We start from the raw sequence: 19,955 nt of genomic DNA on the forward strand, positions 1-19,955 counted from the left end.
TCCGCAAGGGGCGCCCTTTTTGCATGGGTGGAACTTGTCGCCCATCGACAACTGTCTATGATCCGGGTTCGCAAGTCGGAGGGCGCGGTTGACCGGTTTGGACAGTATCGATGTGCGTTTCTTTGCGCCGCCTGCCGATCTGGCCCCCTGCTTCACGACTTTCTACCGGCTCGAGGTGAACCTGCCTGCGGGCGAGACGCTGGAGGATTGGCTGCAGCCCGAATGGGCCAATCTGCGATTCTTCTCCGACAATCCGCCCACGGCCGAGTTTCCCGACGGGCCGCGCGTCAGCGGCGCACGCTTCCAGGCGACGGGGCCGAGTTCATGCCCCACGCATTTCACCATCGGGCGCACGCGCATGTGGGGCATCGGCCTGTTCCCGCTGGGCTGGGCGCGTTTTATCGGGACCTCGGCGAGCGATCACAGCAACACCATCGTCGATGGCGAGCAATCTCCGATCTTCGAACGGTTCGCGCCCTTGTGCGAAAAACTGTGCACCCGCGACTATTCGGACGAGGAACAGTTCGGCTTCCTGACCGACTTCTTCCGCCAGCTGGCGGACCCGCCGCGCGAACAGCGGCGAATCCAGAAAATCCACGGAGTAATGGTCGATCCGCAGCTCTTGCTGGTCGAGGAATTCGCACGGCGCAGCGGGATGTCCAAGCGCACGCTCGAACGCATTTGCGCACGCCATTTCGGGTTCTCGCCCCGCCTGTTGCTGCGCCGCCAACGGCTGATGCGCAGCCTCGCAGCCTTCATGCTCGAACCCCGGTCCAGCTGGTCCGCCGTGATCGACCGCCATTATCACGACCAGTCGCATTTCGTGCATGAGTTCCACGCTTTCATGCGCTGCACGCCCAGCGAATTCGCCGCGCAGCCGCATCCCGTGCTCGGTGCCTTCATGGCCGAGCGCAAGCGGATCTGGGGATCGCCCGCGCAAACGCTCGACACGCCGGACTGACGGAGGCCGGCGTGGCTATCGACTATGCAGCAACGGGATGGATGAACTCTCTTATTGAGTGGCCGAATGCCGACGGGGCAGGGCGGCGATGAACACCGGGCATGTCCAGGCTGGCGTAGCGCTGCGGTTCTTCCTTCCGCCCCCCAGCCTGCGGCCGTTTGTGTCGACGCTTTATCACATGGAGATTTCCGGCGCCGATCCGCAGCCGATCGAAGACTGGCTGCATCCGGAATGGGCCAATCTGCGGATCATTCCCGACCGGACCGTCGCCGCCGGGATCGGGGGCATGCCGCTCCAGTGGATACCCCGCGCGGTGGTCGTCGGCCCGACCAGCGTGGCGACCCATTTCCGGGCCTGCAACGGTCGCTCGTGGGGGATCGGCCTGCTTCCATTGGGCTGGGCGCGCCTGACCGCTGCCCCCGCCAGCAGCTATGCCGACGACTATGCCGATATCGCGGTGGATCCGGCGTTCGCCCGTCTGCAGCCGCTCGGTGCCTGTGTGCCCGTGGGCAGCGGCGATCTGGCCACCGAAAAGACCGCTTTGCTACGCGAGCTGAAACGGCTGCTGGCGCGTCCCGTAGCACGCGAGAAGGATATCCTGCGGGTCGAGGAGGCGCTGGCCGATCCGCGCTTCGGCACCGTCGCCGAACTGGCCGAGGAGCTCGGCATGAGCATGCGGACCATGGAGCGGTTCTCCAGCCGCGTGTTCGGCTTTGCCCCGCAATTGCTCCTGCGCCGCCAGCGCTTCATGCGCAGTCTCGCCAAATTCATGCTCGACCCTTCGCTCAGATGGATCGACACGCTCGACAGCCATTATCACGACCAGGCCCACTTCGTGCGCGACTTCAAGCGGTTCATGACCATGTCGCCCAGTGCCTATGCCAAGCGTCCGCACCCCGTGCTGATCGCCGCCGCGCATGCGCGCATGGCGGTGGCGGGCCAGGCGTCGCAAGTGCTGCATCGGCGCTCGATCGACTAGCATCCGCCGGAAGCCGGACTGGGGGGCCAACCGGGCACGGCCGCGCATGACCAACGGGGCAAAACTCTTGCATTTCCGCGAAATTAACCCTTAGGCCCCGCGCAGGGGAGCACGATGATGACATCGTCGTTGAGGGTATCCGAGTACAATTCGGACGGTTTGCGGTTGCGGCTCGTGCGGCCGCCGCCCGACCTCGCGCCCTATCTCTCCGCCTATTACCGGACCGAATTGGACGACGGCGTGGCGGTCGAGGATTGGCTTCCTCCCGAAGAGGCAAACCTGCGCACCGGCGAGGCATCGATCTACACGGCGGTAATCGGCGAAGGTCCGCTCGCCCCCGTGCCCGCGGCGGTCCTCTCCGGTCCCACCGACCGGGTCACGCGCGTGCGGATCGTCGGAGGCAAGTTCTGGGGCATTGGCCTGACCCCGGCCGGCTGGACGCGGTTCATCGGAACACCCGCCAGCGAGATGGCCAACAGGTTTTGCGCTATGGGCCAGACCGCGGCCGACCGATCGCTCCATGCCATGCTCGACCAGCTGCGCCGGGACGGTGACGATCTTGCCGCCGCGGCGACGCTGATCAACCGGACCTTCCGCGCCCTGCTCGGCGAGCAGCCCGAGGCCGAAGCGACATTGCAGGCGGTCCACCGCGGGGTATTGGCACTGGAAAGCACCTCGGTGCGGGCGATGTCTGCGCAGATCGGGCTGAATGCGCGGACCTTCGAACGCTTCTGCAAGCGGCATTTCGGGTTTGCCCCGCGCACCCTGCTGCGGCGGCAGCGTTTCCTGCGCAGTCTTGGCGAATATATGCTCGATCCGTCGATGCGCTGGATCGGGTCGCTCGACATGCACTATTGGGACCAGGCGCATTTCATCCGCGACTTCCGCGCCACGATGAACATGACGCCGAGCGAGTTCGCTGCACTGCCCCATCCGGTAATCAAGGCTGCGGTGAGTGTGTCGAACATGAACGGCGGCGTGGCGATGCAGGCGCTGTACCATCCCGAACGGCTCGCCCGACCCGAAACTGGGCTTTAGCATTTCGCCACATCGGGCTAGGGGCGCGGTGCACAGAGTCCCGATAATTCCAAGCAGACATGATGACCGACCTCGACCAACTCAAGACCGATGCGCTGACGCGGATCGAAAATGCTCCCGACGCGGCTGCGCTCGAAGTGCTGCGGATCGAATTCCTCGGCAAGCAGGGATCGATCTCGGGCTTGATGAAAACGCTCGGCAAGATGTCGCCCGAAGACCGGCAGGTGCAAGGGCCCTTGCTCAATGACCTGCGCACCGCGGCCGCCGATGCTATTGCCGCGCGCAAGGCCGTGCTCGAGGATGCGGAGCTCGAAGCGCGCCTTGCCACCGAAAGCCTCGACCTCACGTTGCCCGCACCGGCTGCCCCCAGGGGTTCGGTCCACCCGGTCAGCCAGGTGATGGACGAGCTGGCGGAGATCTTTGCCGATCTCGGCTTCTCGGTCGCCACCGGTCCGGAGATCGAGGACGACTGGCACAATTTCACCGCGCTCAACATGGCCGAAACGCATCCCGCGCGGGCGATGCACGACACCTTCTATTTCCCCGACCACGATAGCGACGGGCACCGCATGCTGCTGCGTACGCATACCTCACCGGTGCAGATCCGCTCGATGGTCGAGGTCGCTTCGAAGGATGCAGGGGGCGCGCCGATCCGGATCATCGCCCCGGGCCGCGTCTATCGCAGCGACAGCGACGCGACGCACACGCCGATGTTCCACCAGGTCGAAGGTCTGGTGATCGATCGCGATATTCACCTGGGCCATCTCAAGTGGACGCTGGAGACCTTTCTCAAGGCCTTCTTCGAACGCGACGACATCGTGCTGCGCCTGCGCCCGTCCTATTTCCCCTTCACCGAGCCGTCGGTCGAGGTCGATGTCGGCTGGCAGGATGTGAAGGGCCGCCGCGTGCTCGGCGGGGACGGTGACGCGCCGGGGCATGGCTGGATGGAACTGCTGGGCAGCGGCATGGTCAACCGCCGCGTGCTCGAGTTCGCCGGGCTCGACGCCGACGAATGGCAGGGCTTCGCCTTCGGCGTGGGCGTCGACCGCCTCGCCATGCTCAAATACGGGATGGACGATTTGCGCGCCTTCTTCGACGGCGACGGACGCTGGCTCGATCATTACGGCTTCAGCCCGTTCGATCAGCCGACCCTTTCCGCAGGCGTAGGAGCGAAGGCATGAAGTTCTCGCTCGAATGGCTCGAACACTTCCTCGACACCGATGCTTCGGTGCCGGAAATCGCAGCCGCGCTCAACCGGATCGGCCATGAGGTCGAAGGCATCGAGGATCCGGCGGAAAGGCTCGCAGGGTTCCGCGTCGCCAAGGTGCTGACCGCCGCCAAGCATCCCGATGCCGACAAGCTGCAGGTGCTGAGCGTCGACACGGGCGAGGGCGATCCGCTGCAGGTTGTCTGCGGTGCGCCCAATGCGCGTGCGGGCATGAAGGGGGTGCTGGGCCTGCCTGGCGCGGCGGTTCCGGCCAATGGCATGGAACTGCGCAAGAGCGCGATCCGCGGGGTCGAATCGAACGGCATGATGTGTTCGGTGCGCGAGCTCGAACTGGGCGATGAACACGACGGAATTATCGAACTGCCCGAGGACGCGCCGGTCGGCACCAGCTTTGCCGAATACAGCGATGCCTCGCCCGTGTTCGACGTCGCGATTACGCCCGACCGCCCCGATTGCATGGGCGTGCTGGGCATTGCGCGCGATCTTGCTGCTGCGGGGCTGGGGACGTTCAAACCGGTCGATGTGCCTGCCATCGCGGGTGACGGCGCCTGCCCGGTCGAAGTGAAGATCGAGGACACGGAAGGTGTTCCGGCCTATTTCGCCCGGGTAATCCGCGGTGTTCGCAACGGTCCATCGCCCGACTGGATGCAGCGCCGGCTCAAGGCGGCCGGCCAGCGGCCGATCAGCGCGCTGGTCGATTGCACCAACTACCTGATGTTCGCGACCGGGCGCCCGGCGCATGTCTACGACCTTGCCAAGCTGAGCGGGGCGATGGTCGCCCGCCGCGCTGCGACTGGTGAGAGCGTCGAGGCGTTGAACGAGAAGACCTACACGCTCGACGAGACGATGACCGTGATTGCCGATGATAGCGGCGTGCACGATATCGGCGGGATCATGGGCGGCGCGCATTCGGGCGCAGCCGAGGACACTTGCGATGTTCTGCTCGAGATCGCCTATTTCGATCCCGAGCGCATCGGCGTGACCGGGCGCAAGCTGGGTCTCGCCTCCGACGCGCGCACGCGCTTCGAGCGCGGCGTCGACCCGGCGTTTCTCGACGACGGCCTGGCGCTGCTGACCGACCTGATCGTCCAGACCTGCGGCGGCCAGCCGACCGAGGTGGTGCGCGTGGGCGAGCCGCCTGCCGAAGCCAAGATCGTGGCATTCGATCCCGCGCTGACCGCGCGTCTCGGGGGTGTCGCAATCGGTGAAGACGAACAGCGCCGCATTCTCGAGGCACTCGATTTCGCGGTCGGTGCCGACTGGCAGGTCACCTGCCCGCCGCGCCGTCACGATATCGAAGGGGCAGCGGATCTGGTCGAGGAAGTGGTCCGCATTTACGGCCTCGATCACGTCGCCAGCGTCGCGCTTCCGCGGGCCGAAGGCGTGGCGAAGGCGACCGCGTCCCCGCAGCAGCAGCTTGAGCGCAAGCTGCGCCGGGCTGCCGCTGGGCGGGGGCTCAATGAAGCGGTGACCTGGTCCTTTCTCCCCACCGCCGAAGCCGAGCATTTCGCCGATGGCACCGCGCTATGGGTGCTCGACAATCCGATCAGCGAAGACATGAAGGCAATGCGCCCCTCGCTGATCCCCGGCCTGCTGAGCGCTGCCAAGCGCAATGCCGATCGCGGCGCCGATGGCTCGCGGCTGTTCGAGCTCGGGCGGCGGTATTTCCGCGGCAAGGATGGCGCAAGCGACGAAAAGCCGACGCTGGGTCTGGTGCTCGCGGGCGACAAGACGCCGCGTGGCTGGGCGCAGGGCAAGGCCGCGCAGTTCGACGCGTACGACGCCAAGGCCGAGGCGGAAGCACTGCTCGCCGCCGCTGGTGCACCGGTCGATAATCTGATGGTCATGGGCGAAGCGGGGAACCAGTTCCACCCCGGCCAGTCGGGGACCTTGCGGCTTGGCCCCAAGAATGTGCTCGCCCGCTTTGGCGCGCTTCACCCCAAAACGCTCAGGACCTTCGATATCGATGGTCCGGTAATGGCGGTCGAGATTTTCCTCCACGCCATCCCCGCAAAAAAGGGCGGCGGCAGCTTTGCCCGTCCTCCCTTTGCGCCGCCGGCGCTGCAGGCGGTCACGCGCGATTTCGCCTTCCTCGTCCCCGCGGACCTTCCCGCGAATGACCTCGTGCGCACAGTCAGGGGGGCGGACAAGCAGGCCATCGTCGAGGCGCGAGTGTTCGACGTGTTCGCGGGCCAGGGCGTGCCCGAGGGACGCAAGTCGGTTGCGGTGGAAGTGGTGCTGCAGCCTGGCGAGAAGAGTTTCACCGATGCCGAGATCAAGGCGATCGCCGACAAGGTCGTTGCTGCGGCCGGCAAGCAGGGCGCGGAGCTACGCGGATGACCAAGACTGCTTTCGTGACCGGCGGCACAGCGGGCATTGGCGAGGCCACCGTCCGCACATTGGTGGCAAGCGGCTGGCGCTGTATTGCGACCGGTCGCCGCAAGGAACGCCTCGATGCGCTTGTCGAAGAGTTGGGCGCGGACAAAGTCCACCCCGCAGTTTTCGATGTGCGCGATGCCGATGCGATGGACACTGCTATTGCCGCGCTGCCGGATGGTTTTGCGGGCATCGACCTGCTGGTCAACAATGCCGGTCTCGCGCGGGGCCTATCGCCCGCGCAGGAAGCCAGCCTCGACGACTGGCAGACCATGATCGACACCAATGTGACCGCGATGGTAGTGCTTACCCGCAAGCTCCTGCCGACGCTGATCGAGCGCAAGGGCGCGATCATTGCGATCGGTTCGGTGGCGGGCAATTATGTCTATCCCGGCGGCAACGTCTATGCAGGCTCCAAGGCCTTCGCGAACCACTTCACGCTCGCGCTGCGCGCCGACCTGCATGGTACCGGCGTACGCGTGACGAGCATCGAACCGGGGATGGTCGAAACCGAATTCACGCTGGTGCGCACCGGCAGCCAGGATGCCAGTGACGATCTCTACCGCGGGGCGAACCCGATGACCGGACAGGATATCGCCGACATGATCAAATGGGTCGCCGAATTGCCTCCGCATCTCAACATCAACCGGCTCGAACCGATGCCGGTGAACCAGGATTTCGCCGGCTTTCGGGTGGCGAGAGAGCACCACTGACCGTCACCCCCGCGACGGCGGGGGTCCAGCCGACCTTTCCGCCATTGATATGTTATCTGGATTCCCGCCTGTGCGGGAATGACGAGGAAAGTTGAAATGTCGAACCGCCGTACCTTCGCGATCATTTCGCACCCCGACGCGGGCAAGACCACGCTGACCGAAAAGCTGCTGCTGACCGGCGGCGCGATCCATCTGGCGGGCGAGGTCAAGGCGCGCGGACAGGCGCGGCGCGCGCGGTCTGACTGGATGAAGATCGAGCAGCAACGCGGCATCTCGGTGACCAGCTCGGTCATGACCTTCGAACGCGAGGGCATCACCTTCAACCTGCTCGACACGCCGGGGCACGAGGATTTCTCCGAAGATACCTATCGCACGCTGACCGCGGTCGACAGCGCGATCATGGTGATCGATGCCGCCAAGGGTATCGAGCCGCAAACGCGCAAGCTGTTCGAGGTCTGCCGCCTGCGCAGCGTGCCGATCATCACCTTCGTCAACAAGGTCGACCGCGAGGGCCGCCCCGTATTCGAGCTGCTCGACGAGATCGCCGACATGCTCGCGCTCGATGTCAGCCCGCAGGCCTATCCGGTGGGCATGGGCGGCGAGTTCGAAGGCGTGCTCGATTTCGCCAGCGGCTGCGTTGCGCGGCCCGAGGGACCCAGCAAGGAATTCCTCGGCAAGCGCGATTGCGATGCGGAAATCCCCGAACGCTTCGCCGAGAACATCGAGCTGGCGCAGATCGGCTATCCCGAGTTCGACCTGGAGGCCTATCGCAGCGGCGATCTCACCCCGGTCTATTTCGGCTCCGCACTGAAAAACTTCGGCGTCACCGAGCTGATCGAAGCGATTGCGGAATACGCCCCGCCGCCGCGACCGCAGCCTGCGGGGGAAGAGCATATCCCGCCGACCCGCGACGAGGTCACCGGCTTCATCTTCAAGGTCCAGGCAAACATGGACCCCAACCACCGCGACCGGATCGCGTTCATGCGGCAGGTCTCGGGCACCTTCAAACGCGGCATGAAGCTGACGCCGAGCGGGCTGGGCAAACCGGTGGCGATCCATTCGCCGATCCTGTTCTTCGCGCAGGACCGCGAGGTGGCCGACACCGCCGAACCGGGCGACATCATCGGCATACCCAACCACGGCACGCTGAGGGTGGGCGATACGCTGTCCGAAAAGAACGTGATCCGCTTTACCGGCCTGCCCAATTTTGCACCTGAAATCCTGCGCCGTGTGGCGCTGGTCGATCCGACCAAGACCAAGCAATTGCGCAAAGCGCTCGATGACCTTTCCGAAGAGGGCGTGATCCAAGTGTTCTATCCCGAGCTGGGCGGGCAGTGGATCATCGGTGTCGTCGGCCAATTGCAGCTCGAGGTGCTGATCAGCCGCCTGTCGGCCGAATATAAGGTCGAAGCCAAGCTCGAAGCGTCGCCCTTTGTCACTGCACGCTGGGTCAGGGGGATGCGAAGGCGCTGGCGGAGTTCGAGAAATTCAACCTGTCGACCCTGGCCAAGGATCGCGACGGCGATCTGGTCTTCATGGCCAAGAGCCCGTGGGACGTGAACTACCAGCAGGAAAAGAACCCCGACCTCATCTTCTCGGCGACGAAGGAGCGGTAGGCTTGCGGGCACGGCGGCGACGCGGCATGGAAATCGCATGACGCTACATGCCGGACCGACCTCGCAGACCTTCATCTCGCAGCGCCTGCGCCTGCATTATCTCGACTGGGGCAATCGCGGGAAACCGCCGCTGGTGCTGGTGCACGGCGGGCGCGACCATGCGCGCAGCTGGGACTGGGTGGCCGAGCAATTGCGCGACGACTGGCATGTGGTCGCGCTCGATCACCGCGGGCACGGCGATTCCGACTGGGTCAGCGATGGCAATTACTCGTCGAACGACATGGTCTACGACCTTGCCCAGCTGATCCACCAATTGGGTGTCGGACCGGTCACCATCGTCAGCCACTCGATGGGCGGCAATGTCTCGCTGCGCTATGCCGGGACCTTCCCCGAGATGGTCACCAAGATCGTCGCGATCGAAGGGCTGGGGCCAAGCCCCAAGCGGCAGGCCGAAATGCGCGCCGATCCCTACCCGCAACGTCTCAACGAATGGATCGGCAAGAAACGCGCCGCGTCGGGCCGCAGTCCGCGCAAATACGATAGCATCGAAGCCGCCTTCGCGCGGATGATCGAAGAGAACAGCTACCTCACCGAGGAACAGGCGCGTCACCTGACGGTCCACGGGGTCAACCGCAACGAAGACGGCACCTACAGCTGGAAGTTCGACCCGCATCTCAATGTCTGGGCGGTCGAGGATGTGGCCGATGAATTCCTCTACCAGACCTGGGCCGCGATCAGCGCGCCGACACTGCTGCTCTACGGCGCCGACAGCTGGGCCTCCAACCCCGAGGGCGACGGGCGGCTCGACCATTTCGCCAATGCGGAAGTGATCGAGTTCGAGAATGCGGGCCACTGGCTCCATCACGACCAGTTCGACCACTTCATGGCGACGCTGAGGGACTTTCTTTAGTGGCCGAATTCTTCGATCGGCTGGATGAGAAGCACATGGCCATGATCGGCAGGCAGCCGGTCTTTTTCGTCGCCACTGCCGCCGACGATGCGCGCATCAATCTCAGCCCCAAGGGCTACGATGCTTTCCGCGTGATCTCGCCGACCCGCGTCGCCTATCTCGACCTTGGCGGGTCGGGCAACGAGACGCACGCCCATCTAGCGGCCGACGGGCGGGCGAATCACGGTGATGTTCTGCAATTTCGACCGGCCCGCGCTGATCCTGCGGATCTATGGCCGCGGCCGGCCGGTCCTGCCGCAGGATGCGGACTGGGACGCATTGGCCGGTCAATTCGATCTGCTGCCCGGCACGCGGCAGATATTCGACATCGCGGTCGAGAGTGTGCAGACCAGCTGCGGCTGGGGTGTGCCCTTCATGGAATATCGCGAGGAACGGCACACGCTCAAGAAGGCGCATGGCCAGGCCGATCCCGATGAGTGGGTTGCCAAGACGCAGGGCCGCACCATCAGTATCGATGGTCTTCCGACCCGGCCGACCGACCGCTATTTCAAGGGTGAGTAGCCCCGCGTGCAGCTTACCTTCGCCAGCTACAACATCCACAAGGCCGTCGGGCTCGATCGCAAGCGCGATCCCGAGCGCATCCTGTCGGTTCTGAACGAGATCGATGCGGACATCATTGCGCTGCAGGAAGCCGACCGGCGCATCGGCGAACGCGCAAGCGTGCTCCCGCGCGCCGAGATCGACGACACGCGCTGGCGGGTGATCGAGGTGGCCAAGCGCCCGCGCAGCATCGGCTGGCATGGCAATGCCCTGCTGGTGCGGCGCGATCTGGAGGTTGTCTCGGGCGAGGCGCTCGACCTGCCCACGCTCGAGCCGCGCGGCGCGGCCTGCGGCGAAATCATGATCGAGGGCAAGCGCCTGCGCGTCATCGGCACGCATCTCGATCTGTCCGGCCTGCGCCGCCGCGACCAGATCCGTTCGCTGCTGACCTTTGTCGATGAATGCGCTGGCGACCTGCCCACCGTCATCATGGGCGATTTCAACCAATGGGGCCGCAGCACGGGGGCCATGCGCGAATTCACCGATGGCTGGCGCATCATCACCCCCGGTCGCAGCTACCCCAGCCGCCAGCCGGTGGCCACGCTCGACCGCATCGTGGCGAGCAGGCACTGGAGCCTCGTCGGTGCCGAGGTCCACCACACCGGCCTGTCGGCGGTGGCTTCGGATCATTTACCCATCATGGCTACGCTCGCCCTGATCAAAAAATAGGCACACGCCTAATCTGTGGGCAATAATCGAAGCGCGACGCCGGCGGTTGCGCCTGTTTCTTACCGTAATCGCGTTTGGCACGCACATTGCTGATTGTGACCCGCCGGTGCTTGGCCGGTGGATCACACAGGGGGTGAAGGCGTGAAATTCATCATCGCAGTCATCAAGCCATTCAAGCTCGACGAAGTGCGTGAAGCGCTTGGCGGCATTGGAGTGGCGGGAATGACCGTTACCGAAGTCAAGGGTTTCGGCCGCCAGAAAGGCCAGACCGAAATCTACCGCGGCGCCGAATACTCGACCAACATGCTGCCCAAGGTGAAGCTCGAGATCGCCGCTGCCGACGACCTCGCCGATCAGGTGGTCGAAACGATCCAGCAAACCGCCAGCACCGAGGCAATCGGCGACGGCAAGATCTTCGTGTTCGACCTTGCCAGCGCGACGCGCATTCGCACCGGCGAGACCGGCGACACCGCGCTTTGAGGGGGCTTCCGCAAATGACCAGAAAATTTCTCCATGCAGCACCCCTGGCCGTGGCCGGGTTGCTTCTTTCCGAACCTGCCTTCGCGCAGGACGCCGTCAGCGCCGAGGCGCTCGAAGCCGCGGGCGCGGTCTCCGGCGGCACCGCTTACATCTTCAACACGCTGCTGTTCCTGATCGGCGGCTTCCTCGTCATGTGGATGGCCGCCGGCTTCGCCATGCTCGAAGCCGGCCTCGTGCGTTCCAAGAACGTCTCGGTGCAATGTCTCAAGAACATCGGTCTCTATTCGATCGCGGGGCTCATGTTCTGGGTGATCGGCTATTCGATCGCCTATCCCGGCTTCGAAGGGGGCTTCTTCGGCATCGCCGATTTCCCCTATTGGATGCAGGGCGTGGGTGAAGCCGATACCGACACCGGCTATTCGATCGCGTCCGACTGGTTCTTCCAGATGGTCTTCTGCGCCACCACCGCCTCGATCGTTTCGGGCACCGTGGCCGAGCGGATCAAGATCGTTCCGTTCTTCATCTTCGTCACGCTGCTGACCGGCTTCATCTATCCGGTCATCGTCAGCTGGGAATGGGGCGCTGGCTGGCTCGACGCGATGGGCTTCTCGGACTTTGCCGGTTCGACGCTGGTCCACTCGACCGGTGGCTGGGCCGCTCTGATGGGTGCGCTGATCATCGGGCCGCGTCTGGGCCGCTATACCGACAAGGGCGTGACGGTCTTCCCGGGTTCGAGCATTCCGCTCGCGACGCTGGGGACCTTCATCCTGTGGCTCGGCTGGTTCGGCTTCAACGGCGCTTCGCAGCTTGCCATGGGCACCATCGGCGATGTCTCCGACGTGTCGAAGATCTTCGTCAACACCAACATGGCCGCTGCGGCCGGCGTGGTCGTGGCGATCATCCTGACGCAGCTGCGCTACGGCAAGGCGGATACCACCATGGCGCTCAACGGCGCACTGGCCGGCCTCGTTGCCATCACCGCCGAACCGCTCACGCCCAATGTCGGCATGGCGATCATCATCGGCGGGATCGGCGGCGCACTGCCCGTGATCTTCGTCCCGCTGCTCGACAAGCTGAAGATCGACGATGTCGTCGGCGCAATCCCGGTCCACCTCGTGGCCGGTATCTGGGGCACGCTCGCCGTGCCGCTGACCAACACCGGCGTGCCCTTCGTGGCGCAGCTGACGGGTGTGGTTGCGACCGGCGTGTTCGTCTGCGTGACCTCGGGCATCGTGTGGTTCGCACTCAAGTCGACGATCGGCGTGCGCCCCAGCGAAGAAGAAGAGATGGCAGGTCTCGACCTCGGCGAAACCGGGATCGAAGCCTATCCGGAATTTGCCCGGGCCAACTGATTACCAGTTCGGCGGGGGCGCCGTTCTCTCTCCTCTCCTCGGGCGCCCCCGCCTACCCATGTTCCTCCTGCGAACACCGACTGTATTGGGCCGGAGATTACCTCTCCGGCCCCTTTTTTATGCTCGATGCGCACTGTGATGTTTTTGCTGCGGCGGGCGCGGGATAGGCACGAAAAAAGCGGGCCGGGGAGACGATCCCCGGCCCGCTTTTCTGTCTGCGACAAGGCTCTTAGGCCGCGAGCGCATCCTTGACGAAATCCGCGCAGCGTTCGCCGATCATGATGCTCGGCGCATTGGTGTTGCCAGAGACCAGCCGCGGCATGACGCTGGCATCGGCGACATAGAGCCCTTCGATCCCGTTCGCCTTGAGCGTCGGATCGACCACCGCATCCTTGTCCCCGCCCATGCGGCAGGTGCCGACGGGGTGATAGACAGTGTCGGCGCGGTCGCGGATCAGCGCATCGAGCTGGGCGTCGTCGTCCAGATCGATCGGGTAGCGATCCTGCGGGTCGTATTTCGCCAGGCTCGGCGAGGATACGATGCGGTGCGACAGGCGCACGCCTTCGCGCAAGGTCGCGATATCGCGCTCGTCGTCGAGGAAATTGGGATCGATCCGCGGGGCGAGCCGTGCGTCGCGCCCGTCGAGCCGTACCGTGCCCCGGCTTTCGGGCCGCAGTACGCAGGCGTGAAGCGAGAACCCGTGCCCCTTCACCTTGGTCCGGCCGTGATCCTCGAGCATTGCCGGGACGAAGTGCCACTGGATATCGGGCGCGGGCGCGTCGGGCATGACGGTCCAGAACCCGCCCGCCTCGGCATAGGGAGTGGTCATGATCCCGGTGCGCTTGCGGCGGTGCTCGATGATCGCCTTGACCATCCGGACGGTGCCGGCGAGGCTATCGCCGACCAGATCCTTGCTCTCGGTCTGCCAGCTCGACACATAGTCTATATGGTCCTGCAGATCGCTGCCCACCGCGGGCCGGTCGACCGCGACGTCGATCCCGTGTTCCTTGAGATGCGCGGCAGGACCGATGCCCGACAGCATCAGGATCTGCGGCGAATTGAATGCGCCCGCCGACAGCACCACCGCGCCGCGCGCCTTGATGCTGCGCTCCTGATCGCCGACGGTATAGGTCACGCCGGTCACCCGGCCATCGGTGATGTCGAGCCGCTGGACGCTGACCCCGATCCGCACGTCGAGATTCTTCGACCCGCGCTTGGGTTCGACATAGGCGCGCGCCGCGGACCAGCGTTCGCCGTCCTTCTGCGTCACCTGGTAAAGCCCGAAGCCCTCCTGCTGCGCGCCGTTGAAGTCGGCATTGCGCGGCAATTGCAGCTGCGCGGCGGCCTCGACGAAGGCGACACTGCCCGGGTTGGGCCATTTCTGGTCCGACACCCACAGCGGACCCGAAGCCCCGTGGTGGTCGTCGGCGCCGCGCACATTGTGTTCGGCGCGCTTGAAATAGGGCAGCACATCGTCGTGGCTCCAGCCGGTGCAGCCAAGCTCGGCCCACTGGTCGTAGTCCCAGTGATTGCCGCGGATATAGATCATGGCATTGATCGCCGAAGACCCGCCCAGGCCGCGTCCGCGCGGCTGGTAGCCGGTCCTTCCGTTCAGCCCCTTTTGCGGGACGGTTTCGAAGCGATAGTTCGAACCTGCACGCAGGAAGGGCATGAGCCCGGGTGTCTTGACCAGCATTGTGTCGTTGCGCGGGCCGGCCTCCAGCAGGCAAACGCTTTTCCCCGCCTCGGCCAGCCGCCCGGAAACAGCGCTCCCCGCGCTGCCGCCACCGATTACGATGACATCGAATTCGTCCATGATATCTCCTCTCGAATCGAGAGGTTAGGCAGCCTCGGCCTCGCCCGCAATCCGGTTTTCAGATGAAACCGATTTTTCTTCCCCACCGGCCCTTTCGATCCAACGGCTGCGGATCTGGTCGGAGGTCTCGCGGCTCCCGTCATGCGTCCAGCCGGGTTCGCGCAGCAGGTAGGACAGTTTGTGCTTCCACGGCGCGCGCCACATGTCCTGCGCGATGCCGACCCACTCGTGGAACACCGACCACAGCAGGTTGAAGCTGCCCAGCTGCTTGACGATGCCATAACGGATTTTCTCGTCCCTGACTTCGGGTTCGAAAGTGCCAAACAGCTTGTCCCACACGATAAAGACCCCGGCATAATTGCGGTCGAGATAGCGCGGGTTGGTGGCATGGTGGACGCGGTGGTGGCTGGGCGTGTTCATCACCGCCTCGAACCAGCGCGGCATCCGGTCGATCGCTTCGGTATGGATCCAGAACTGGTAGATCAGGTTGAACCCGCCGCAGATCGCGATCATCCCCGGGTGAAAGCCGAGCAGGACCAGCGGCAGCGCGAAGACGAAACTCAGCGTCAGGAAACCGGTCCAGGTCTGCCGTAGCGCGGTGGACAGGTTGTAGTGCTGGCTCGAATGGTGGTTCACATGGCTCGCCCAGAACCAGCGCACCCGGTGACCGAACCGGTGAACCCAGTAATATTTGAGGTCGTCGAGCACGAAGCACAGCGCGAAGGCCCACCATGTCCAGGGTACATCGAACAGGCGGAACTGCCACAGCCACAGGAACAGCGCGAAGAAGAACCCGCCGAACAGCAGGCCCGAAACAGTGGAGCCCAGGCCGAAGGCGAGGCTGGTGAGCGTGTCCCTGGGTTCATATGCGTCGGGGCGCGTGCGCCAGGCCCAGACCATCTCGATCAGGACCAGCGCGACGAAGCCAGGTACGGCATATTCGGTGGGCGAGAAATCGGGCATGGCAGTTACCTTTGTATCGCCTCTATCGCGCGAACCCAAGCCGCCGGATCGTCGAGCACGAGCCGCACCGAACCATAGCGCTTCTCGGCCGTATCGATCACCAGTTCCGTATCGGTGCGATGTACCCGCGCTGCGGCCGTGAGGATACGTCCGGCAAAATGCACACCATGCGGGCGGAGCAGGAGGATACGGCCCGCAGCATCGCGCATCACGGCCGCTCGACCATCACGATCCAGCCCGATTGCAACCGGCTCGTATCCGCTGACGGCATAGTCCGCGGCGCGGCGCGCGGCGGTTTCGTCGGTCAATTGCGGCGCGGGACCGAGCTTGAGCCAATAGGCCAGTCCGGCCAGCGCAAGGATGGCGACGAGCGATCCGAGAAACTGGAGCAGGGCGGGCGGAACATCCATGCGCAAGGCGATTGGCACGGGAGCCGCTTTGCGGCAAGCAGGCTGTAACAGGGAGACGCATATGAAATCGCTAGCCATTCTCGCCGCCGGAGCCGCACTGCTTACCGTGCCCGCCGCCGCGCAGGAAGCCAATCCGATCGCACAGGTCGAAGCGCAGAAGGACCGGACCCAGCGTGTCGCGCAGCAGATCTGGCAGTTCGCCGAGCTCGGCTATCTCGAAACGAAATCGAGCGGTCTGCTGGTCGATGAATTGCAGCGCGAGGGCTTTGCTATCCGTTCGGGCGTGGCCGGTATCCCCACCGCCTTCGTGGCCGAATGGGGGACAGGCGGGCCGGTGATCGGCCTGCTCGCCGAGTTCGACGCGCTTCCGGGCATTACCCAGTCGGCCGCACCGACGCGCGACCCGGTCGAAGACAAGCATGCGGGGCACGCCTGCGGGCACAATTTGTTCGGCGCGGGTTCGCTCAGCGCGGCGATCGCGATCCGTAACTGGCTTGAAGCGACCGGCACCCCCGGACGGGTGCGGCTGTACGGCACCCCGGCCGAAGAAGGCGGCTCGGGCAAGGTCTATATGGCGCGCGCGGGCATGTTCGACGATGCCGATTTCGTCATCGACTGGCATCCGGCGGATCGCAATTCCGCCGCTTCGCGGATGAGCCTCGCCAATCGCTCGGGCAAGTTCCGGTTTCGCGGGGTCTCGGCGCATGCGGCGGGGGCGCCCGAGCGCGGGCGCAGCGCGCTCGACGGGGTCGAAGCGATGAACATGATGGTCAACATGATGCGCGAACACACCACGATGGATACGCGCATCCATTACGTCATCACCAGCGGCGGCTCGGCGCCCAATGTCGTCCCCGACTTTGCCGAGGTCTTCTATTACGTCCGCCATTCGGATGCGGACGAGGTCCGGGCGCTGTGGCCGCGGCTCGAAGCGGCGGCGAGGGGCGCCGCGATGGGGACGGGGACCGAGGTCGACTGGGAAATCATCCACGGCAACAATCCCACGCTGCCGCTCGAATCGCTGCAGAGGATGATGGATGGCAAGCTGCGCCAGCTTGAACCGATCGAATACACGGCGGCGGAACTGGCCTGGGCCGCGACGATCCGCGAAAGCTTCGGCGACGATGCACCCGATCAGGCGCAGTCACGCGAGGTGGAGGATTACGCCGTGCTGACCGGCTATGGCTCGACCGATGTCGGCGATGTCAGCCGCGCGGTCCCGACGGTCAGCGTGCGCGCCGCTACCTGGGTGCCGGGGACTGCCGCGCATAGCTGGCAGGCGGTCGCCGCGAGCGGGCACAGCTACGGCACCAAGGGCACGCAGCATGCAGCCAAGGCGATGATGCTGGCGGCCGTGGAACTCTACACCAACCCGCAGCTGCGCGAAGAGGCCAAGGCAGAGTTTATCGCCGCACGGGGCGAGGACTACGTCTACGAATCGCTGCTCGGCGATCGCGCTCCGCCGCTCGACTATCGCCGCTGATCAACCACGCGCGCGGGCGGCGAACATATCCATCGCGGGGCGTACCGGGGCGACGTCGTAGCCGGCGTCGGCCGCTGCTGCGCCGATGGTCTCGGGATCCTCGCCGGTGCGGGCTTGCGCGAGCGCCCACAACAGCGTCGAACGCGTGCCCGAGCGGCAGAAACCGAGCACCGGACCCTGCGCCGCGGCGAGCGCGTCCTGCAGTTTCTCGACCTGCGGTTCGCTGAAGCCTGAACTTCCCACGGGGATAGCTAAGTAATCCATACCCGCCGCGCGCGTCGCGGCTTCGATGTCCGCGCTCGCCGGCTGGCCGGGCGCTTCGTCATCGGGGCGATTGTTGACCACCAGCGCGATGCCCATCGCCGCGGCTTCGGAGATTTCCTGCGGCGTCACCTGCGGGCTGGCGTAGAAGCTGTCGGACAGCTTGCGAAACTCGCTCATTATCCGTTCTCCTTGGCGCCGCCAGGCTCGGTCACGCGGCGCTTGCGCTGGGTCATGTTGAGCAGTTCGACTCCGATCGAGAAGCCCATGGCGGCGTAGATGTAGCCCTTCGGCACGTGGAAGCCGAAGCCATCGGCGATCAGCACCAGACCGATCATCACGAGGAAGGCGAGTGCCAGCATCACCAGCGTCGGGTTCTTCTCGATGAAGCGGGCCAGCGGATCGGCCGCGACCATCATGATGCCCACGGTGATCACCACGGCAGTGACCATGATCGGGATCTGGTCGGTCATGCCGACCGCAGTGAGGATCGAATCGACCGAGAAGACGATATCGATGGCGACGATCTGGGCGATCACGGCGCCGAAGGTCGCCTTGACCGCATCGGCGGTGCCCGGCGTCTTGTCGAGCAAATCGCCCGAATCGTCTTCGGGCTCCATCAGGTGGTGGATTTCCTTGGTCGCCTTCCACAGCAGAAACAGCCCGCCGACGAGCAGGATCATGTCGCGTCCCGAGAAGGCGGTCTCGAAGCTCGGCTCGCCATAGGCATTGGGCGTGCCAACCAGCCCCAGATCGAAGATCGGCGTCTGCAGCGTGACCAGCCAGCCGATCAGCATCAGCAGTCCGATCCGCATGATCAGCGCCAGCGCCAACCCGATTCGCCGGGCCCGCTGCTGCTGGTGTTCGGGCAATTTGTTGGACAGGATCGCGATGAAAATCAGGTTGTCGACGCCAAGCACGACTTCGAGCGCGATCAGGGTGAGCAGGGCCAGCCAGGCGGCGGGATCCGAGAGCAGGGCGATGAATTCCATGGAAACTCCCTGCCGCAGCAGACGGACGCATTCAAGACACGATCGATGTCCCATCCGCTTTGCGAAAATGTCACAATTCGGCGCTTTGCTGGCCACTGAGGCTAAATCATTCGCGCGCAGCTATCTTTCACGCTATGATGATTGCCTGAGGGTGGGTTTTGTGCCCGTCCGCGCCGGAACAGGATGCAGTTCTCCGTCCCGGTGACTTCTGATTGCGGACTGCACGACAAGGTATTGTTCGAGTTATGGGTTACGACAAAGGGCGCCGCCGCGGGAAGGACAAGCGCGACGGTTTCGGGGAAGAGGGTTTCGACAGCTTCGGCGGCGGCCCTCCGGCGGATTTCGCTCCGCATGATGCGTTCCGCAACGATCGCGGCGGCGACCGGTTTGGCGGCGGCGGCGGTGACCGTGGCGGCTTTGGCGGCGGTAATCGCGGCGGCGGTGGAGGCGGCGGCTTCGGCGGCGGCCCGCGTGGCGGCGGCGGCGGCGGTGGCGGCGCTGGTGGCGGTGGCGGCGGTTTCAACCGCATGCCCGCCCAGGTCGTGGGTACCGGCAAGGGTACCGTAAAGTTCTTCAACGGCCAGAAGGGCTTCGGCTTCATCCAGCAGGATGGCGGCGGCGAAGACGTGTTCGTGCACATCAGCGCGGTCGAACGTGCCGGTCTCGAAGGTCTTGCCGAAGGCCAGGAACTCGAATTCAATCTCATCGATCGTGGCGGCAAGGTTTCGGCTCAGGACCTCCAGGTCGTGGGCGACGTGATCCCCGTGAAGTCGGGTGGCGGTGCCCCCGGCGGCGATGCGGGCGGTGCTCCGCGCCGCGAGCTGACCGGCGAAAAGGCGACCGGCACGGTCAAGTTCTTCAATTCGATGAAGGGCTTCGGCTTCCTTACCCGCGATGACGGCCAGCCCGACGCTTTCGTGCACATCAGCGCGGTCGAGCGGTCCGGTCTCGCCGGCATCAACGAGGGCGAACGCTTCGAATTCGACCTCGAAGTCGACCGACGCGGCAAATATTCGGCGGTCAACCTCGTTCCCGTTCAGGAGTGAGGCCGCGCCCCGCGATCCGGTTTGACCCGGGACGCGAGACGCAATAGATCGCTGGCAAACAC

The 19,955-nt window shown here is 64.9% G+C and carries 17 protein-coding genes and 2 pseudogenes; 14 read left to right on the forward strand and 5 right to left on the reverse strand.

The features are described from left to right. Window positions 1-88: 88 nt before the first annotated feature. The 12 genes and pseudogenes from VWN43_RS15130 (at window position 89) to VWN43_RS15185 (ending at window position 12,922) form a co-directional block, all read left to right on the forward strand. Window positions 89-961, forward strand: a complete 873-nt coding sequence (locus VWN43_RS15130; protein WP_320181170.1) for a helix-turn-helix domain-containing protein — start codon at window positions 89-91, stop codon at window positions 959-961. An 88-nt stretch (window positions 962-1,049) separates the two neighbouring features. Beyond that, on the forward strand, window positions 1,050-1,940 hold the full coding sequence (locus VWN43_RS15135; protein ID WP_320181169.1) for a helix-turn-helix domain-containing protein: 891 nt from the start codon (window positions 1,050-1,052) through the stop codon (window positions 1,938-1,940). A gap of 114 nt (window positions 1,941-2,054) precedes the next feature. Continuing rightward, a complete protein-coding gene (locus tag VWN43_RS15140) occupies window positions 2,055-2,978 on the forward strand; it encodes a helix-turn-helix domain-containing protein (protein ID WP_320181168.1) in 924 nt (307 codons plus the stop codon). Between the two features lie 62 nt (window positions 2,979-3,040). Further along, window positions 3,041-4,159, forward strand: a complete 1,119-nt coding sequence (gene pheS, locus VWN43_RS15145) for a phenylalanine--tRNA ligase subunit alpha (protein ID WP_320181167.1) — start codon at window positions 3,041-3,043, stop codon at window positions 4,157-4,159. Next, window positions 4,156-6,546, forward strand: a complete 2,391-nt coding sequence (pheT, locus tag VWN43_RS15150; protein WP_320181166.1) for a phenylalanine--tRNA ligase subunit beta — start codon at window positions 4,156-4,158, stop codon at window positions 6,544-6,546. Before pheS ends, pheT begins: the two co-directional genes overlap by 4 nt. Continuing rightward, window positions 6,543-7,295: an SDR family NAD(P)-dependent oxidoreductase gene (locus VWN43_RS15155; RefSeq protein WP_320181165.1), complete on the forward strand. Its 753-nt coding sequence runs from the start codon at window positions 6,543-6,545 to the stop codon at window positions 7,293-7,295. Before pheT ends, VWN43_RS15155 begins: the two co-directional genes overlap by 4 nt. Before the next feature lie 96 nt (window positions 7,296-7,391). Continuing rightward, a pseudogene (locus VWN43_RS15160) lies at window positions 7,392-8,911 on the forward strand (peptide chain release factor 3). A 37-nt stretch (window positions 8,912-8,948) separates the two neighbouring features. Beyond that, window positions 8,949-9,821, forward strand: coding sequence for an alpha/beta fold hydrolase (locus VWN43_RS15165; protein WP_320181163.1), 873 nt, complete (start codon window positions 8,949-8,951; stop codon window positions 9,819-9,821). Then, window positions 9,821-10,382, forward strand: a pseudogene (locus VWN43_RS15170) (pyridoxamine 5'-phosphate oxidase family protein). The gene VWN43_RS15165 and the pseudogene VWN43_RS15170 overlap by 1 nt, the downstream one beginning before the upstream one ends. Window positions 10,383-10,388: 6 nt before the next feature. Next, complete coding sequence (locus VWN43_RS15175) at window positions 10,389-11,090, forward strand: endonuclease/exonuclease/phosphatase family protein (RefSeq protein ID WP_320181161.1); 702 nt, start codon at window positions 10,389-10,391, stop codon at window positions 11,088-11,090. Between the two features lie 141 nt (window positions 11,091-11,231). Then, on the forward strand, window positions 11,232-11,570 hold the full coding sequence (locus VWN43_RS15180; protein WP_253520642.1) for a P-II family nitrogen regulator: 339 nt from the start codon (window positions 11,232-11,234) through the stop codon (window positions 11,568-11,570). 14 nt (window positions 11,571-11,584) lie between these two features. Then, window positions 11,585-12,922 carry an ammonium transporter family protein gene (locus VWN43_RS15185; RefSeq protein WP_253520640.1) on the forward strand — a complete coding sequence of 446 codons (1,338 nt, stop codon included), beginning with the start codon at window positions 11,585-11,587 and terminating at the stop codon, window positions 12,920-12,922. Between the two features lie 229 nt (window positions 12,923-13,151). On the opposite strand, the gene VWN43_RS15190 is transcribed toward VWN43_RS15185, so the two are convergent. From VWN43_RS15190 to VWN43_RS15200, 3 genes are read right to left on the reverse strand one after another with little or no spacing between them, the layout of a single operon-like run. Continuing rightward, window positions 13,152-14,738, reverse strand: a complete 1,587-nt coding sequence (locus tag VWN43_RS15190) for a GMC family oxidoreductase (protein WP_253520637.1) — start codon at window positions 14,736-14,738, stop codon at window positions 13,152-13,154. A 24-nt stretch (window positions 14,739-14,762) separates the two neighbouring features. Next, the gene (locus tag VWN43_RS15195) at window positions 14,763-15,701 is read right to left on the reverse strand and encodes a sterol desaturase family protein (RefSeq protein WP_320181160.1); all 939 of its coding nucleotides are present in this window, start codon (window positions 15,699-15,701) and stop codon (window positions 14,763-14,765) included. Window positions 15,702-15,706: 5 nt separating this feature from the next. Continuing rightward, a complete protein-coding gene (locus VWN43_RS15200; RefSeq protein ID WP_320181159.1) occupies window positions 15,707-16,111 on the reverse strand; it encodes a hypothetical protein in 405 nt (134 codons plus the stop codon). Window positions 16,112-16,172: 61 nt separating this feature from the next. On the opposite strand from VWN43_RS15200, the gene VWN43_RS15205 reads away from it, so the two are divergent. Next, a complete protein-coding gene (locus VWN43_RS15205; RefSeq protein WP_320181158.1) occupies window positions 16,173-17,594 on the forward strand; it encodes an amidohydrolase in 1,422 nt (473 codons plus the stop codon). Here the strand turns inward: VWN43_RS15205 and VWN43_RS15210 are convergent, their stop codons facing one another. Beyond that, window positions 17,595-18,035, reverse strand: coding sequence for a protein tyrosine phosphatase family protein (locus VWN43_RS15210; protein WP_320181157.1), 441 nt, complete (start codon window positions 18,033-18,035; stop codon window positions 17,595-17,597). It abuts the gene before it with no gap. Continuing rightward, the gene (locus VWN43_RS15215; RefSeq protein ID WP_320181156.1) at window positions 18,035-18,847 is read right to left on the reverse strand and encodes a TerC family protein; all 813 of its coding nucleotides are present in this window, start codon (window positions 18,845-18,847) and stop codon (window positions 18,035-18,037) included. Before VWN43_RS15215 ends, VWN43_RS15210 begins: the two co-directional genes overlap by 1 nt. Before the next feature lie 245 nt (window positions 18,848-19,092). On the opposite strand from VWN43_RS15215, the gene VWN43_RS15220 reads away from it, so the two are divergent. Then, complete coding sequence (locus VWN43_RS15220; protein WP_320181155.1) at window positions 19,093-19,893, forward strand: cold-shock protein; 801 nt, start codon at window positions 19,093-19,095, stop codon at window positions 19,891-19,893. The last annotated feature ends 62 nt before the right edge of the window (window positions 19,894-19,955 follow it).

The sequence above is a fragment of the Qipengyuania sp. HL-TH1 genome, from assembly GCF_036365825.1.
GTDB classification, from domain to species: domain Bacteria; phylum Pseudomonadota; class Alphaproteobacteria; order Sphingomonadales; family Sphingomonadaceae; genus Qipengyuania; species Qipengyuania profunda.

Coding starts and splice junctions, on each gene's coding strand:
- VWN43_RS15135 (WP_320181169.1), top strand. CDS start 1,050: ATGAACACCGGGCATGTCCAGGCTGGCGTAGCGCTGCGGTTCTTCCTT.
- VWN43_RS15140 (WP_320181168.1), top strand. CDS start 2,055: ATGATGACATCGTCGTTGAGGGTATCCGAGTACAATTCGGACGGTTTG.
- pheS (WP_320181167.1), top strand. CDS start 3,041: ATGACCGACCTCGACCAACTCAAGACCGATGCGCTGACGCGGATCGAA.
- pheT (WP_320181166.1), top strand. CDS start 4,156: ATGAAGTTCTCGCTCGAATGGCTCGAACACTTCCTCGACACCGATGCT.
- VWN43_RS15155 (WP_320181165.1), top strand. CDS start 6,543: ATGACCAAGACTGCTTTCGTGACCGGCGGCACAGCGGGCATTGGCGAG.
- VWN43_RS15165 (WP_320181163.1), top strand. CDS start 8,949: ATGACGCTACATGCCGGACCGACCTCGCAGACCTTCATCTCGCAGCGC.
- VWN43_RS15185 (WP_253520640.1), top strand. CDS start 11,585: ATGACCAGAAAATTTCTCCATGCAGCACCCCTGGCCGTGGCCGGGTTG.
- VWN43_RS15190 (WP_253520637.1), bottom strand. CDS start 14,738: ATGGACGAATTCGATGTCATCGTAATCGGTGGCGGCAGCGCGGGGAGC.
- VWN43_RS15195 (WP_320181160.1), bottom strand. CDS start 15,701: ATGCCCGATTTCTCGCCCACCGAATATGCCGTACCTGGCTTCGTCGCG.
- VWN43_RS15200 (WP_320181159.1), bottom strand. CDS start 16,111: ATGGATGTTCCGCCCGCCCTGCTCCAGTTTCTCGGATCGCTCGTCGCC.
- VWN43_RS15205 (WP_320181158.1), top strand. CDS start 16,173: ATGAAATCGCTAGCCATTCTCGCCGCCGGAGCCGCACTGCTTACCGTG.
- VWN43_RS15210 (WP_320181157.1), bottom strand. CDS start 18,035: ATGAGCGAGTTTCGCAAGCTGTCCGACAGCTTCTACGCCAGCCCGCAG.
- VWN43_RS15215 (WP_320181156.1), bottom strand. CDS start 18,847: ATGGAATTCATCGCCCTGCTCTCGGATCCCGCCGCCTGGCTGGCCCTG.
- VWN43_RS15220 (WP_320181155.1), top strand. CDS start 19,093: ATGGGTTACGACAAAGGGCGCCGCCGCGGGAAGGACAAGCGCGACGGT.